Here is a 16,293-nt window from a genome sequence, read left to right as displayed (position 1 = left end):
TTGTAAAATAAATTAACAATTACCGGTCTATTATTGCTTAAATGCGCTTTTTTTGGTGCATAATATTCTTATTATTATAAATACCTCATTAATCACCTTGGTTAGTGTTTAAATTGGAAAATAACTATGACCATAAATATGCGCTTAGTAACGGGCTTTGGCATTATTTTAGCTATGATGCTTATGTTAACTGTAATTGGTATATCGCGGGTAAGCCTTATTAATAGCAACATAACGCATATGACCGACGTAAACTCGGTAAAGCAGCGCTACGCAATTAACTTTAGAGGTAGCGTACACGACCGTGCTATAGCACTTAGAGATGTAGTATTAATAACCGAGCAAAGCACTTTAAATACAGTGTTAACTGATATACAAGAGCTCGATGCATTTTATCAAACCTCAAGCCGCGCTATGCGTGCTTTAGTGAGTGAAATGAGCAGCGAAGAACGCGCTTTAATTAATAAAATAAACCAAATTGAGCAACAAACCCAACCGTATATTGAAGATGTTATTAATGCTAAAAATAGCGAGAACTTAAACGAGGCGTCGCGTATTTTGTTAACCGATGCCCGCCCTGCATTTACGCTTTGGTTAAACACTATAAACCAGTTTATAGATTTACAAGAACAAGCAAATCAGGCCACAACCGTTGAAACCCGCGAAGTAGCTAGTTCCTTTGAAGTATGGATGATTGCGCTTACTGCGCTTGCTATTTTAATTGGTGCAAGCGTGGCGTACGTAATTAGTTTGCGTATAAGAGATTCGGTAGGTGGTGAGCCACAAGAGGCCGCTAAAGTAATAGCGCTAATCTCACAAGGCGATTTAACTGCAAATGTAGATTCGTGCTGCCCAAATAGCATGATGGCCTCAGTAGCCGTTATGCAAAGTAAATTAAAAACTATTGTAGATAGCATTATTAATTCATCAGATGAGCTCTCTACTCACTCGGCAAGTGTTGCCTCTGGCTCGCAACAAGCACTTAGCGCAGCCGATGCACAGGTTACCTACACAAACTCTGCAGTAAGTAGCTTAGAAGACATGAGCCGCAGTATAAATGCAGTTGCAGGCTCTGTTAAACAAACAGAAGATAACTCAAAAGTAACTGCACAATTATCGCAGCAAGGTAGTATTGCAGTGCAAAAGGTGGCAGCCGAAATTGAGCAAATTTCAGTAACGGTTAAAGCCACCGTAAATCAAGTAAATGTGCTGCAAGAACATGTAAAACACATTGGCGATATTTTAAGTGTGATCCGCAGTATTTCAGATCAAACTAATTTATTAGCACTTAATGCAGCAATAGAAGCAGCAAGAGCGGGTGAGTCTGGCCGAGGCTTTGCTGTTGTAGCTGACGAAGTAAGGCAGCTTGCCCAACGCACTGGCGATGCCACCGGCGATATTGAAAAAATGATTTTACAGGTGCAAGAAAACACGCAAGCGTCGGTAAGTGCAATGGAAACCACCGTACCACAGGTAGAAAATGGCTTAACTCTAACCCACGAGGCAAATGAGCTGCTTAACCAAATACAACAACAAGCCAACGACTCATTAAGTAACGTGCTTGAAATTGTAGAAGCCACATCAAACCAAGTAGCAACCGTTGCACAAATTAGTTCAGGCGTTGAAGAAATTGCCAATATGTCGCAAGAAACCAGCCAATCGCTTAATAACAATGCGCAAAAAGCCGTTGCATTAGCCGACCTTTCAACAACACTAAAACAATACATTAGTTACTTTAAAGTGAAGTAATTTTTTAACGCAAATAACAAAGGGGCTTTAAAGCCCCTTTTTTTGTACGTATGTTTTTATTATGCCAATCCGCATAATTAAGTGATCTATTTTGAGGATGGATAAACGTGTTGATAGCAAGGCAAAAAATTCGCTATTTAGTTGTTCTAAATGAGAATTTTTAACGCAGATAGTGGCACGTTTAGCCCCTGAAAACGATTAAGTATTATTACGGATTGGTATTAAATACCCGCTATTTCGCGCTCAGTAATACACTCGTTTGAGGCCATTTCGAACTCGCGGCACGTAAGTGGGCGGTTTTCGTAAATGGTACACATTAGGGTATTACGGTCGAGTGCTTGGCACCAGCCATCGTCACCACGTTTCATTACTTCGCTGCCCCACTTATCGTAATCAATGTACTGAAAAGGCACGCCGGTGTCGGTCACTATGCGTACTTCTAATTGGCAGCAACAGGCTTGGCAATTAGCACAGGTTACAGGCTCTGGGGTAGTAGAGATATTTTCAACGGGAATAACAATATGAGGCATAGTGGCTTACTTTTTTGAATAAGCCACTAGGATACAGTAACTAGTTTAACGTGCTAGTAGTTTTGCTTTTATATCGCTGTAACGCATTTGCTCGCAAAGCGCAAAGCCGCTGAGTTGGCGTACTTTATTACGAGCAAATAATGGCACGCTCATGCCCGCTAAAAAGCGGCATTGGGTTTCAATACCTACATTATGAATACCTTTTGTTGCCATATGCGCTAAAAATTCATCCACTTTTTGATAAATTACTTGCTCGGCAATGTGAGCAGGCTCTATTGAATACTCAAGCTTTACCGCATTACCACGGCATACACTACAATGCCCGCATTGCGCTGGCGCATTTTGATCATCAAAATAACGCGCTAAGTTATAGCTTAAGCAGCTTTGTAGCTCAAAAAAGCGTACCAGTGCAGCTATACGTTTAATTTCGGCTTGTTCTTTTTCGCTAAAGTAGCTGTGTAATTGCTTTGCAAGTTCAGGGTTATTTATAACCTCACTATGCACTTTGTAAACTTGGGTAATACGTTTGGTTTCAAGGGTTATTAGGTTTTTTTCAGCTAGGTAGTCAAGCGCGGCTACTACGCGTTTACGGTCAACCTGCGCGGCTTGTGTGAGGGTGTCAAAATTAAGCGTGCCCCATATTTTTTTAAAATCGGTGTGGCTAAATATTTGCGTTAAAAAGGCTTGGCGCTGCTCGTCAAACTGGCTAAGTAGCTCGTTTTTATCTACCAAAAACTTGTATTTAAAATCGGCGTAATAGGCATACTGCGGCGTTATTGCGCCTTGCATTTCTAGTTGTACCAGCAAGGTTTTTAGCGCTAGCTGCCTAATATTACTTTCGCTCGATAAACTATATTCTTGCATTTCCCATTGCTGCGGCTGGGCTTTAATATCGTTAATTACGTATTCAATGCCGCTAAGCTCGGGAGTATCGCCGTACACAAAGTTTTCAACCGTATTCAGCCCATCTAAATTAGCAAGGGTGTAGCAGTTTGATGGGTTACCATCGCGCCCTGCTCGGCCAATTTCTTGGCTGTAGTTTTCAATTGATTTTGGTAAATCGTAATGTATAACAAAACGAATATCTGATTTATCAACGCCCATACCAAAGGCTATTGTTGCTACTACTACGTTAATTTTACCCGCCATAAAATCATCTTGAATTTGCCAGCGTAGTGTATCTTCAAGCCCCGCATGGTACGCAACCGCCTGTATATCTTGCGCACTTAGCGTATTGGCCACTTGCTCAGCACTTTGCTGAAGCGTTACATACACAATACCTGGGCCATTTTGCGCACGCACTATCTTTGTAAGCTCAGTGTTTTTATCTGCCGTTTTTACACTTAATACGCTTAAATCGAGGTTAGCGCGGTAAAAACCCGTTTGAACAATACACTCTGGGGCAATATTAAAACGCTCGCTCATATCGCGTTTTACTTTTTTAGTGGCTGTGGCGGTAAGTAATAATACCAATGGAATATTTAGCTCTTCGCGGTAACGTGGCAATTTAAGGTAGTCGGGTCTAAAGTTATGGCCCCATTCAGATATACAGTGCGCTTAGTCTACCACCAGCATAGACAGCGCAACTTGGCTGATAAACTCTCTAAAACGCTCGTTTTTAAAACGCTCAACCGACACCATTAATACTTTAATTTTACCATTTCGCACATCATTCATTACCGTGCTGCTTTGCATTTGGTCTTGGCTTGAATCAAGGCTTGCCGCGTAAATACCTTTGCTATTTAAAAAGCTAATTTGATCTTTCATCAATGCAAGTAAAGGCGACACCACCAAGGTTAAGTTTGGTAAATGCATAGCCGTTAGCTGATAACACAACGACTTACCCGACCCCGTAGGAAATATAGCCAGAGATGATTGCCCATTTAAAAGCTGCTCAATGGTTTGCTGTTGCCCTGCTCTAAATTGGCTAAAACCAAAATGTTGCTCAAGTGATGTAATTAATGGCGAGGTCATAAATAATCCTTTTCGGTGTTTTTAACAGCAATTTAACTGCACAGCTAAACGATAAGAAAATGAGTATAACTTATATGCCTTTATTCAGCATTTTTTGCTGACATAGTCGTTATTTAGGCGCAAAATACACTGTAGATGCTCAACAACTTTCAAAGCAGACTTAATTTTATACCCAAGTAATTTTTAACCAGAATAAGCAGATTATTTGGGTATATTATTTTTACGGGGCATGGCTATGAATATAACTAAACCTAAAATCGTCGTTATTGGCGGTGGCGCAGGCGGACTAGAGCTAGCAACACAATTAGGGCATAAACTAGGGAAGAAAAAACAAGCAGAAATTCTTTTAATTGATAAAAACCGCACCCACATATGGAAGCCGTTACTACACGAAGTAGCGACCGGCTCTATTGACCCCGATTTAGATGGCGTTGTGTATTCAGCTCACGCTGCAAAGCATCATTATAATTTTCAGCTTGGTACATTTTGCGACATAGACCAAAGCAATAAAACCATCACCCTCGCGCCGCATCTTGATGAATTAGGCCACACTATTTTGCCAAAGCGTAGCGTACGCTACGACCACCTTGTTATTGCTATTGGCAGTGTAAGTAACGACTTTAATACCCCAGGCATAAAAGATCATTGCTACTTTTTAGACTCAAACCAGCAAGCTGAGCGTTTTCAACATTCATTACTCGACAGCTTTACTCGCCTGCACCAAGACGACAACCAACAGCAATCATTAAATATTGCCATTGTGGGCGGCGGCGCAACCGGCGTTGAACTCTCGGCAGAGCTTTACCATGTATCTGAATTACTTAAGCTTTACGGCCTTACAAATATGTCGTCTAAGCGTTTACATATTCATTTAATAGAAGCAGGGCCACGTATTTTGCCCGCTCTACCCGAGCGCATAGCCGATAGCGCAAAACGCGAGTTATTAAAACTTGGCGTAAATGTACGAGAGCAAACTTTGGTAAAAGAAGCCACCGAGCAAGGGTTTATAACAAAAGACGAAGAACACATAGACGCCGATATAATGGTATGGGCTGCCGGTGTAAAAGCACCAGACTTTATTAAAGATTTAGGTATTTTTGAGCTTACCCGTAGCAACCAAATTCAAGTAAACGAGTTTTTACAAAGCACCGTAGATGAAAGCATTTTTGTACTTGGCGATTGCTGCGCCTTTACCCAAGAAGACGGAAAGCTCGTTCCACCGCGCGCGCAATCGGCGCATCAAATGGCGCTATGTGTAGAAAAAAACCTCATTGCCACGTTAAAACAACAGCCATTGTGCGGCTTTAAATATAGCGACCATGGCTCACTGGTAAACTTATCGCGCTACAGCACCGTAGGTAATTTAATGGGTAATTTAACCAGCAACACCTTTTTTATAGAAGGTAAAATTGCTCGTTTTATGTATATATCGCTGTATCGCATGCACCAGCGCGCCATACACGGCAGCGCAAAAACGTTTGCGTTATGGATAAGCGAAAAAGTACTGCGCGTAGTACGCCCTAAAATGAAACTGCACTAGTACATAAACAGCAGCTAAATAGTCAAAAAGCTTTAATAGGTAATGTAAATTATCTTTTAGAGCTTTTTTGCATAGTACGTATCTAAAATAGTACTATGCGGTTAGATGTAATTGTAATTCAAGGGATTGACGCTAATGAAGAAAGTACTTTTTGGAATTGTAATAACCACTGCTTTGGCTGTTTATTTTTTTCAAACTCAACCGCACTCTGTAGCTGTAGAGCAAGCAGAACAAGTGAAACCAACCACCACTGAGGCCAGTGTAGTTAATAAGAAGCAGCCAAAGGAGGACTCACCGCTACAGGTAGTTAATAAACTAAAAAAACAGATTAGCCTGTGTAGAGATCAGTCACAACAACAAAGCAATAAAGTACAAACATTGAATCAGTCGCTTGTTTCATTTTTTGAAAGTGAGCTTAAAAAAGGGACGTCGGTACCCGCGCTTTTAAAGTATTCAAAGTTATCAAAACTTAATCAGCGTACTTACATTGCTCTTTTAAAAGATGCCATTGTTGCTGAGCAAGAGCAGCAGTTTAATATTACTCACTCTTTAAACGAGTTAGCTAATTGGCAAGGTATTGAGGCCATTGGGGGCTTCACCAATGATAAAGTAAAAGACATGATTCAACAGCTTGGAGATAATAAGCATAGCCCTCCAGGACTTACTCTGAGTGTACCCCTTGATGAAAATGTACAAAAAGAAACCCTTTATGCTTTATTAAACAACACAGATACATTTACCACTTACTCTAAAACGTTTATTAAACTTGAAGGCAGTGAGGTTATTTCCCCAGCAACATTGTTTGTGCTTAATGCAAATAAATTTACGCCAAAAGAGTTTGAGCAGGCAATTTCATCTAACCAATTTACAGTGAATGAAGTGGCTACCGCTATAAAAAACGATATTCCAAATGAGTATATTATTGCGCTTTTACAGCAAGTTCCCGTGCTAGATGCCATGCCGTTATACGAAAAAAACACTGTTTTATATAACTTAGCCGATATTGCGGTCAGTAAATTTAATTTACCTCTTGTAAAAGCACTGCAAACAAAAGGCGTTACGCCAACCAATGAGCCTGGTTTATTTACAGGGTTAGACGTGGCTATTGTAAACCTGCCTAAAAGCGGTAACTTAACCCTAGCCCCATTAGACACTAAGCACACCCAGCTTTTGGACTATCTTAAAAAGCGTGGTTACAAAGCACATAGCGGCAATGCGAATGAAGACCTAAATAGCAAAGGGGTATTTTTTGTAAATGACTTTATTTACCAGCAAGGGGCCTATATTAATAAGCAGGACAACCCAGCGCAATACGCTTATTTTAGCCAGGTAGGGAGAATAAGTGACGCAGAATTACCTAAAGTAAAAACTAGTGATGACTCAGACATAGCTACATTTTTAATAGATATAGAACAACAAAAAAATGAGCTACAAGCGCGTAGTAACAATTGTAATGATCTACATAAAGAGTTAGAAGCCGCCGAACAGTTAGTTGGAATAAGGCAAGCTTATAACCAAGTATGGAATGCAAATGAAGAGCACGGTGATCAAAGCGCAGCTGTTTTGCACACAATAGACCCAGTGTTAGTTAACTACTGGTTTACTTCACTAAACAATAAGTATTCATACGATAGAAGCCAAAGCGCATTTAGCGAATTATTATCTAAAGAGAAATACCAAAAAGCGTATGAGTACAGCCTCAGTACAGTATTAACTCAAGCCGAAACGGATACGCTTTTTTCTTTATTACTGTTAAAGCCTGATGATTTAATAACTCTTTGGCAAAGCCGAGTTGAACCTAAGCCACCGAGTGATTTACTACGATTGAGCAGTCTTCCACTTAGCCAATGGCAAAAACTAAAACAAGCTGGTTTTGATTTTTCGATTACCGATATACATGGGCGAGACGTTTATACACAAGCTGCATCGTCTTCTGTCGAGGCAGTGCAATTTTTAATTGATAATAAAATACCGACTGTTCCCAGTAAGCTTGGTGTAGATATACTCGACTTAGCACTAGAGCAAAGTTATACAAAAGGTGAGTTAAGCCCAATGATTCCTTTAGCTTTACAGCTTGTGGAAAAATTTGAGCCAAACCACTTAGCCCGCGTTGCCAGATTAAAAATGTTTTACCCTGATGTTTATCAACAGATAATTCAGCTAAACCCAGCGCTTAAGCCTGCCCAAGGCACAGAGCTAAATCATTATATGTTTGATAATCACTAAATAACCCGCTAAGCACGCTAACGCCACTTAGCGTGCTATTTAACCAAATTAATGTCTTTAATATTTAACATTGCCTGTGTAGAGTATTTAAAACAATTAAAGGATTAGGGCTATGACGGGTAAAACGCTAATTTTTAATTTTGATGGTACTGGGGGCGAGCCTCGCGATGCAGAGCAATTTAGCTCAGACCATTTTAAAGAAGACAGTAGTATTTCTAATATTCTTAAGCTGCATTTATTATTAGGCGGCAAACTCAATGACTCCCCCACCACCCCATTTACAAACCAGCTTAGTTTTTATTATCAAGGTATTGGCACTAAAGGTAGCCGCTTAAAACGTATTTTAAACCAAACTTTAGCACCACGCGGTGACGATGTTGCCAGTATTTTAAATCAGGCCATGAGTGATTTTAAAACGCATTACCAAATGGGCGATACCCTTTTACTTACCGGTTTTAGCCGAGGCGGCGCACTTGCTAGGCGTTTTGCAAAAATCCTAGAGCCGTTAATTAGTGATAATGTTTACGTATGTGTATTTGATACCGTGGCCTCAATTGGTCTATCAAAAGTCAGTAAAGCAACGCGCGGTGCCGAGCATGTAATATTTGAAAACCACACCATTGCTAATAATATTTCGCAAGCGCTGCACTGTGTTGCGCTTGATGAAAAACGCCGTGCGTTTGAACCCACCTTAATGAACCATCAAAATAATATTACCGAACTTTGGTTTGCAGGGGCGCATTCCGACATTGGCGGCGGTTATTACCGCGATGGCCTAGCTGATATTTGCCTGCGCTATGCGCTTGAATGGTTGATTGAGCAACCACTTAATATATCGCTATTAACCAGCCACGATATTGACTACGAAACCTTATTGCCTGGTAGTAAATTAGTTGACCAAGATGATGTAACCGTAACGCCCGATCCTCTGGCTTTAAGCCATCAGCAAAATTACTTTTGGTTTAATCCCTTTTTTAAATTGGTAGATAGGGAGTGCTATGTACTTATTGATAACGAAGCCAGCAACTTAGAACCTCATATACATCAAAGCGTAGCTACACGAATTAATAAACTCACTAGTTATCGCCCAGAATCGCTTAAAAACCTGCATTATAAAATTAGGTATAACGATAACAGCACATTAAGCTTTACTGGTTTAAGCCAGCACATTGCCCTTGAAAACCAAAACATGAGCGTATTACACGTTTCGCAAAGCCAAGATGTGATGGTGTTTGCAAGCGAGGCACATAACAATACAGGGCTTATGTTAGTTAAAGGCGCAACCTATCAGTTTGAACCCTACCCCAATCAATTTTGGTATGACGACGGCATAAAATGTAGTGCAAGTGGCTGGCATCGCGATAATGTGCAACTAGGGGTTAAAGAAATCCCCATGGCATTACTTGAACCATTTAGGCGACTTCCAAGCGCTCAGTGGTTTTCTTTGGTTGGCGCAATTAACAATAACGACGAATATTTATTTGAAATAGCCAATGGCACTACAGTGACTGTTGCTAAATCAGGTGAATTTAGCCCCTTTGCCAATGATTTAAGCCGCTTTTACGGCGCCAATGCCGGAAAAATAAAAGTAAAAGTAACCCGCATAAGTTAAGTGGGGTGTAAACACGCAGCTTGATGACGTTTAAAAGCAACGCTTTTACCTAGGTATAAAGTGATTGTTTCACCACAGAGATGCGAAGGAGAATACCTGGAAAAGTGACTAAACGCTACGGGTGCTTTCTCTTTGTAGCGCGATGCGCCTCGGTGTACTCGGTGGTGGAATTAATGAGAAGCTGCGCTTCTAACGTGAGCAAGCTCGACGTCTACAAGCGCGATATAAAATAGCGCCTACATTGAGCCTTAACAGCAGAGCTGAATGATCCCTGTAGACGCGCAGCTTGCTGGCGTTTTAAAAGCAACGCTTTTACCTAGGTGCTTGCCCACTTAATTTGAAGCGGCTAAGTCCGCTTCAGCATCGGCAAGCATGGCAAACTCTTCATCTGCACTTTTAGCGACTAAATGCTTAGCACTGTAGCCAAAGTAATATGCCGCACCAATCACAAATAGCACTACTGTGTATAAAAATGCACGAGGGTCAAACGCATACACACCCGTTAATGCAATAAGCGATAATACTAACGCAATACCCGATGTAACCACGCCACCTGGCGTTTTATAAGGGCGAGCTAAATTAGGCTGCTTAATACGTAACATAATATGGCTCAGCGCCATTAACGCATACGATACCGTTGCACCTACCACCGCCATGGCTAGCATTAAATCGCCCTCGCCACTCAGTGAGGCAATAAACCCAAAAATAGCGGGTACAATTAACGCACGCGCTGGTACTTTGCGCTCTGTAGTAATTGATAACGAACGCGGTAAATAGCCCGCACGCGAAAGCGCAAACACTAAACGGCTATAACCATAAATAATCGAGAAAAACGACGCGACCAATCCCGCTAAGCCTAAAATATTTACCACAGTGGCTAAGCTTGTATTGCCCGTGGCGTTAAGCGCATCAACTAAAGGCACTGCACTTGCGCCCATTGCGTTTGCACCACCAGCAGCGGGAACTAATACCACAACAAGTAAAGCGGTAAATAACAAAAATAACATAGCGCCAATAATGCCTTTAGGTACATCTTTAGCCGGATTTTTAGCTTCTTCTGCTGCAAGCGGCACGCCTTCTACGGCTAAAAATAACCACATAGCAAAAGGCAATGCAGCCCATACACCATACCAACCAAGTGGTAAAAATTCATTTGCACCTGCGGAATTAGTTACCGCAACATCAAATAAATTAGTCGCGTCAAAATTAGCAATTAACGCCACGGCGGTGGCAATAATAGCCAATACTGCTAAGCCACTTATCACCATCATCACTTTTAAGGCCTCACCCACACCCGCTAAGTGAATACCTACAAACGTTAAATAAAACAATGCATATACCCACGGGCCATTAAAACCCGTTAATGCCTCAACCGCCGAGCCAATAAATATAACAATAGCCGCAGGAGCTAATGCATATTCAATTAATACCGCAAGGCCGGTTAAATAACCGCCTGCCGGTCCCATTGCTTGACGCGCAAAACTATAACCGCCACCGGCTGCTGGAATAGCAGCCGACATTTCAGAAAGCGATAGCACCAACGTTAAATACATTATTGCCATTAACACGGCAGCAATTGCAAAGCCGCCCCAGCCGGCTTCGGCTATGCCAAAGTTCCAGCCTGCAAAGTCGCCCGAAATTACATACGACACCCCTAGCCCTGCAAGCAATAACCACCCCGCAGTGCCACTTTTTAACTGCCTTTGTGCAAGATACTCTTTATTGTTATTAGACATGTTGACCTCTTTTTATGGTTTTATTCTGCGATTAAAAAATTAGTTGTTTGAACCTGATGCTCTATTACATCGTCCTGTGTTCTGTCTTTTAAATTAACCCCTGTAAGCCCAAGCTTTTTAGCCTCTTGTAGTAAATACACAGCTCTGCGCGCCGCTTCAAAGTAACTAAGCCCTGCTGGGCGAATATTAGAGATACAATTACGACAGGCATCGTTAAGCCCCGTTTTTGGCGCCCATGTTAAATAAAGACCAAGGCTGTCGGGAGAGCTAAGCCCTGGGCGCTCACCAATGAGTACCATTACTACTTGCGTATTTAGCAGCTCGCCAATGTCATCACCAATCGCTACGCGGCCTTGCTCTACAAGGGTCACAGGCGCTAATTTATAAGGCATTGAATTGCTATGTAGTTGGTTAAGCAGCTCGCTAATAAACGGCGCAGCATTTTTTTGTACCGCCAACGATGAAAGCCCATCGACTATCACAATGGCTAAATCGTATTGCGCTTGCGCTCTGCTTTGCTTACTTTGCATTGTGTTTAAAAGCGTTGTACGCCCTGCTTGGTTTAGCTTTCGGCCTAAATCGGGGCGCTGTAAATAAGTAACCCGATCAACAGCCTCACTGTGTACATTTAGTGGTTTTTCACCCTTGCTAAGCGCATCAATACCACTGAGCGCTTTTATCATTTCGTTAATATCTAACGGAAAGTTAACCGCATCGCGCGCCTGAGCATGCGATAACTGAAACGCTAACATTTCGGCTGTAGGTAAGCTTATACCCGCTCGGCCAAGGCCAATTCGGGCATCGGTAAAGCGGCGTAAATCGCTCCATGGGTTTTCAACCACTTTGCCGTTATCGTGAGCGCTGCTGCTTTGTGTGTTTATGCTTTTAACCGCTTTCATTACATCCCTCCTTGTACTGCTTTTAATGGCTTAGCAAAGGCAGTTGGTAAGGTATTTGATAAAATAGTTTCTGCGGTATTTTCCATAATTTTCATTTTGCTAAGCCACGCTTCAAACTCGGGAGCTGGGCGCGAGCCTAAAACCCGGCGCACATAGAGCGCATCATGAAATGAGGTCGTTTGGTAATTAAGCATAATATCGTCCGAGCCCGGGATACCCATTACAAATGAGCAACCCGCCACACCTAGTAACGTAAGTAAGTTATCCATATCGTTTTGGTCAGCTTCGGCGTGGTTGGTGTAACACACATCACACCCCATAGGTATGCCCAAGAGCTTGGCGCAAAAGTGATCTTCAAGCCCTGCGCGGGTAATTTCTTTACCATCAAATAAATACTCAGGGCCAATAAACCCTACAACGGTATTAACTAATAAAGGGTTAAACTTACGCGCTACAGCATAGGCACGCGCCTCACAGGTTTGTTGGTCAAGCTCATGATGTGCATTAGCCGAAAGCGAGCTGCCTTGCCCTGTTTCAAAATACATAACATTATTTCCAACCGTGCCACGTTTTAAGCTCTGCGCAGCATCTTGCGCCTCAGCTAGCGTATTTAAATTAAAGCCAAAGCTTGAATTAGTGGCCTCTGTACCGCCAATAGACTGAAAAACCAAATCAACCGGCGCGCCTGCTTCTATACATTCTATAGTGTTGGTTACATGGGTAAGTACACAGCTTTGTGTTGGAATTTCGTATTTTTGAATTACATCATCCATCAGCGTCATTAATTTAATGGCTTGCGCTACGTTGTCGGTGGCAGGGTTAATTCCTATAACCGCATCGCCATTGCCGTATAAAAGGCCATCGAGCATACAGGCGGCTATACCATTTATGTCATCAGTTGGATGGTTAGGTTGCAAGCGGGTAGATAAATGCCCAGGCAGCCCTATGGTGTTTCTAAACGCGCTTTTAACGTGGCACTTTTTAGCAACTAAAATAAGATCCTGATTACGCATTATTTTGCTCACCGCAGCGGCCATTTCAGGGGTAATGGCCTGCCCAACATTTGCAAGAACCGCAGGCGTTGCAAAATCACTTAATAACCAGTTTCTAAAATCTCCCACGGTTAAGTGCGATATAAGCTTAAAAGCGTTTGCATCGTGCTCATCAATAATAAGGCGTGTAATTTCGTCTTGTTCGTAGGGAATAAGTACATCATTTAAAAATGCTTTTAGTGGTACTTCTGCTAATGTCATTTGTGCTACAGCACGTTCTTGCGCCGATTGTGCAATCACTCCGGCTAATCTATCACCCGAGCGCTGCGGCGTAGCTTTAGCCATTAACTGCGCTAAACTCTTGAATTTATAAGTATGTGTTCCTAACGTATAACTGTACGTATGCCCCATGATTTACTCCGCATAACTCATATTACAAGCCTTGGTATAGGTCTTGCTTCGTACAAGCTATAAATCAATTTTGAATAGTCACAAAGGAGCTTAATTTATACCAAGTGACTATCGAATTTTGGCAAATCAGGTTTTATTATTTCATTTCAGTAAGTTGCAGCCTTTATTTGGCGCTAACTTAAACTAAAAATATGTTTACTTTAAAAGAGCATCACCTATATGGCGCAGCAAGGCAGCAATAATGCACCACAAAAGAGCAAGGTATATACTCACGATATTGACGAGCAAGCTCACAACCTAACTCAATGGCAGCAAAAGTATGACCAGGTAAGCGATGGACGCTTTTATGGCTATATAGAAGGTGTTAATTACAGTAATATTCATGCTTTTAAAGAGTACACCGAGCGCTCACTTCGCCAGCAATGCAATATAGCGCCTAACTCTATTTGGCTTGGGATACCGAGTCAGTCGCAGCAAAGTAAAATTAATGGCCTTGATGTAGCGGATAATCAATTTATGTGCCGTACCAGCAACAGCGACTTTGAACTAATTACCCCTGAACGATTTGATATTTACGGTTTGGTTGTTAATTGGCATTCAATTGAGTACATGGCGCAGTTACAGGGCGTAACAATCAAAAACCTGTCATCTGCACAGTCTGCTCGTTTGTCGGTAAGTGACTCATCGCTGCAAACGGCAAGGCAAATTATTAACAGTATGGTTGTAAATAAAGGTTTTGGGCTTAGGCCTGAGTCTCAGCAAGATATGCTTAGTATGCTAGCACTACATTTATTGCAAGCCGATAACCCGCAGCAAAACATAGCCCCAAGTTACAAACACCGTAAAGCAGTGGTCGATAAAGTAAAAGAGTACGTCGCAGCCAACCCACAAAAAACAATTACTATAACTGAGCTTTGCGAGCTTACTTTTGTTAGTAGGCGTACGTTGCAATACAGTTTCGAAAGCATTTTAGGCATTAACCCGCTTAGGTTTTTACGTTTAACCCGTTTAAATAACGTAAGGCGGGAGCTTAAAGTGGTTGGTCAAACTAAGCCAATTTCAACTATAGCTGCCAACTGGGGGTTTTGGCATGCAGGGCAATTTACTAAAGATTACACGCAGTTATTTGGCGAAAACCCCTCTCAAACCATTGCAAATAATTTAAAAGAAGGTGACTTAGATTATTAGATGCTACGCACCTCGCGTGAGCAAGCTCTACGCCTACTGCCCAAATTAACACAATGGTTAAAGTTGCTTGTAGACGCGCAGCTTGCTGGCGTGACGAGCGATAGCTCGTAAAGAAAGCCAATGCATTAATAAAGAGGGCAAGAGGCGCTGCGCACTGCCGAATACATCACTTAATAAATTAGGTGCTATGCACCTCGCGTGAGCAAACTCTACGCCTACAATTTTCACTTCTCATTTACTCCTCCATCCCTTCTCTTTGTGCATTTTTGTATTAAAGATCAATAAATCACAAAGAGGCTTAGAGGCGCTTTGCTTTTAGAGAAGTAACTAGCATCTTGCGCGATCAAGCTTCGCGCCTAGCGCCCAAATTAAACCCAAAAAATTATTTTGTATACGCCAATTTCGTTAACCCTACTTTAACCCTCTATAGTTTAAGCTAGCTGCATTAATGTAGATTATTCAATTGTACACGCAACTAAGCGCCACTTTTTAAGTTAGGAATAACCACAATGAAACTTACAAAAGATACAACAAGTACGTTAAGCAAAACCACCATAAGCCTGCATTGGATTGTGGCTATTCTAATTATTGGGTTATTAGGCTCAGGCTTGTATATAGAAAACTTTAAAGCGTTTTTTCTAATGAGCTGGCACAAATCATTTGGTGTAATATTACTTGCTTTTGCATTACTAAGAGTAACATGGCGTATTATGAATGGCTGGCCAAAGCACAACGTTAAACACCCAAATTATGAGCAAGTATTAGCTAAAATTGTGCATTACGTTCTTATAATAAGCATGTTACTTATGCCTATTTCGGGGCTAATTATGTCGGGCTTTGGTGGGCATGGTGTAGAGGTGTTTGGGCTAGAGCTTATACCGCACAACCCAAACCCAGAAAACCCACAAAAAAGCCTCGCTTTTAACCAAGGCTTAGCAGAGTTAGGTAAAACCATTCATGGCATAACAGCTAATGCGCTACTAGTTGCGCTAGGCTTGCACATTGTGGGCGCTATAAAACATCACATTATAGATAAAGACAACACACTTACGCGTATGCTTGGCAAAAATTAGTCAGTTAAAAGTCTTATTTGATCGGTGCTATTTAAGCCGCGATTAAATAAGACTCTCGTCCTGCGTGTTTGTTATTGCGCTTAAACGAGCCTTTCCCTTTTTTAGCTTTAACCACTTGAGGTTTAAATACTTTAGAGGTTACTAACGCCGCCAGTGCATTATGATTAATAACACCTCGGCCGGTATCTACCGCGTTTTTATTTACCGATTTGTTTTTCGATTTTTTAGCCATTTTATTTCCTATAAATTAAATACTCACCAACATTAGTAAGCACTTTAAGAAGTGGCGATTGTATGCTTAATTTTCAACCTTGCAAGTGTTTTAGCGCTCTTTTTCATAAAAAATAAACATAAAAAAAGCGC

At 41.5% G+C, this 16,293-nt stretch carries 11 protein-coding genes and 1 pseudogene; 6 read left to right on the top strand and 6 right to left on the bottom strand.

The window, feature by feature from the left end; genetic code table 11:
* Positions 1 to 126: 126 nt before the first annotated feature.
* Entirely contained in the window at positions 127 to 1,749 is a 1,623-nt protein-coding gene (locus tag QUE46_RS16790; protein WP_286248670.1) for a methyl-accepting chemotaxis protein, read from the top strand.
* A gap of 221 nt (positions 1,750 to 1,970) precedes the next feature.
* Here QUE46_RS16790 and QUE46_RS16785 read toward each other — a convergent pair whose 3' ends face one another.
* Together QUE46_RS16785 and QUE46_RS16780 are read right to left on the bottom strand one after the other, a co-directional pair.
* On the bottom strand, positions 1,971 to 2,279 hold the full coding sequence (locus tag QUE46_RS16785) for a YkgJ family cysteine cluster protein (RefSeq protein ID WP_286248668.1): 309 nt from the start codon (positions 2,277 to 2,279) through the stop codon (positions 1,971 to 1,973).
* Positions 2,280 to 2,324: 45 nt separating this feature from the next.
* A pseudogene (locus QUE46_RS16780) lies at positions 2,325 to 4,253 on the bottom strand (ATP-dependent DNA helicase RecQ).
* 235 nt (positions 4,254 to 4,488) lie between these two features.
* Here QUE46_RS16780 and QUE46_RS16775 point away from each other — a divergent pair.
* From QUE46_RS16775 to QUE46_RS16765, 3 genes are all read left to right on the top strand, one after another.
* On the top strand, positions 4,489 to 5,793 hold the full coding sequence (locus QUE46_RS16775) for an NAD(P)/FAD-dependent oxidoreductase (RefSeq protein WP_286248666.1): 1,305 nt from the start codon (positions 4,489 to 4,491) through the stop codon (positions 5,791 to 5,793).
* A gap of 135 nt (positions 5,794 to 5,928) precedes the next feature.
* Positions 5,929 to 8,019, top strand: a complete 2,091-nt coding sequence (locus tag QUE46_RS16770) for a cupric reductase (protein WP_286248663.1) — start codon at positions 5,929 to 5,931, stop codon at positions 8,017 to 8,019.
* A gap of 112 nt (positions 8,020 to 8,131) precedes the next feature.
* Entirely contained in the window at positions 8,132 to 9,631 is a 1,500-nt protein-coding gene (locus tag QUE46_RS16765) for a DUF2235 domain-containing protein (RefSeq protein ID WP_286248661.1), read from the top strand.
* A gap of 332 nt (positions 9,632 to 9,963) precedes the next feature.
* Here QUE46_RS16765 and eat read toward each other — a convergent pair whose 3' ends face one another.
* From eat to QUE46_RS16750, 3 genes are read right to left on the bottom strand one after another with little or no spacing between them, the layout of a single operon-like run.
* Complete coding sequence (gene eat / locus QUE46_RS16760) at positions 9,964 to 11,367, bottom strand: ethanolamine permease (protein WP_286248660.1); 1,404 nt, start codon at positions 11,365 to 11,367, stop codon at positions 9,964 to 9,966.
* A 20-nt stretch (positions 11,368 to 11,387) separates the two neighbouring features.
* A complete protein-coding gene (gene eutC, locus QUE46_RS16755; protein WP_286248658.1) occupies positions 11,388 to 12,266 on the bottom strand; it encodes an ethanolamine ammonia-lyase subunit EutC in 879 nt (292 codons plus the stop codon).
* Positions 12,266 to 13,669, bottom strand: a complete 1,404-nt coding sequence (locus tag QUE46_RS16750; protein WP_286248656.1) for an ethanolamine ammonia-lyase subunit EutB — start codon at positions 13,667 to 13,669, stop codon at positions 12,266 to 12,268. Before QUE46_RS16750 ends, eutC begins: the two co-directional genes overlap by 1 nt.
* 219 nt (positions 13,670 to 13,888) lie before the next feature.
* Between QUE46_RS16750 and QUE46_RS16745 the strand changes: the two genes are divergently transcribed.
* Both QUE46_RS16745 and QUE46_RS16740 read left to right on the top strand, forming a co-directional pair.
* Complete coding sequence (locus tag QUE46_RS16745; RefSeq protein WP_286248654.1) at positions 13,889 to 14,857, top strand: helix-turn-helix domain-containing protein; 969 nt, start codon at positions 13,889 to 13,891, stop codon at positions 14,855 to 14,857.
* A gap of 509 nt (positions 14,858 to 15,366) precedes the next feature.
* A complete protein-coding gene (locus tag QUE46_RS16740; RefSeq protein ID WP_286248652.1) occupies positions 15,367 to 15,930 on the top strand; it encodes a cytochrome b in 564 nt (187 codons plus the stop codon).
* Between the two features lie 31 nt (positions 15,931 to 15,961).
* Here QUE46_RS16740 and arfA read toward each other — a convergent pair whose 3' ends face one another.
* A complete protein-coding gene (arfA, locus tag QUE46_RS16735; RefSeq protein ID WP_286248651.1) occupies positions 15,962 to 16,162 on the bottom strand; it encodes a ribosome alternative rescue factor ArfA in 201 nt (66 codons plus the stop codon).
* Positions 16,163 to 16,293 lie beyond the last annotated feature (131 nt).

The organism is Pseudoalteromonas sp. MM1 (genome assembly GCF_030296835.1).
Taxonomy (GTDB): domain Bacteria; phylum Pseudomonadota; class Gammaproteobacteria; order Enterobacterales; family Alteromonadaceae; genus Pseudoalteromonas.
The sequence above is the reverse complement of the archived record's forward strand: the minus strand, read 5'-3'. Positions and strand labels throughout refer to the sequence as shown.

Excerpts from the sequence above, each read along its gene's own strand:
- QUE46_RS16790 (WP_286248670.1), top strand. The coding sequence starts at position 127 with ATGACCATAAATATGCGCTTAGTAACGGGCTTTGGCATTATTTTAGCT.
- QUE46_RS16785 (WP_286248668.1), bottom strand. The coding sequence starts at position 2,279 with ATGCCTCATATTGTTATTCCCGTTGAAAATATCTCTACTACCCCAGAG.
- QUE46_RS16775 (WP_286248666.1), top strand. The coding sequence starts at position 4,489 with ATGAATATAACTAAACCTAAAATCGTCGTTATTGGCGGTGGCGCAGGC.
- QUE46_RS16770 (WP_286248663.1), top strand. The coding sequence starts at position 5,929 with ATGAAGAAAGTACTTTTTGGAATTGTAATAACCACTGCTTTGGCTGTT.
- QUE46_RS16765 (WP_286248661.1), top strand. The coding sequence starts at position 8,132 with ATGACGGGTAAAACGCTAATTTTTAATTTTGATGGTACTGGGGGCGAG.
- eat (WP_286248660.1), bottom strand. The coding sequence starts at position 11,367 with ATGTCTAATAACAATAAAGAGTATCTTGCACAAAGGCAGTTAAAAAGT.
- eutC (WP_286248658.1), bottom strand. The coding sequence starts at position 12,266 with ATGAAAGCGGTTAAAAGCATAAACACACAAAGCAGCAGCGCTCACGAT.
- QUE46_RS16750 (WP_286248656.1), bottom strand. The coding sequence starts at position 13,669 with ATGGGGCATACGTACAGTTATACGTTAGGAACACATACTTATAAATTC.
- QUE46_RS16745 (WP_286248654.1), top strand. The coding sequence starts at position 13,889 with ATGGCGCAGCAAGGCAGCAATAATGCACCACAAAAGAGCAAGGTATAT.
- QUE46_RS16740 (WP_286248652.1), top strand. The coding sequence starts at position 15,367 with ATGAAACTTACAAAAGATACAACAAGTACGTTAAGCAAAACCACCATA.
- arfA (WP_286248651.1), bottom strand. The coding sequence starts at position 16,162 with ATGGCTAAAAAATCGAAAAACAAATCGGTAAATAAAAACGCGGTAGAT.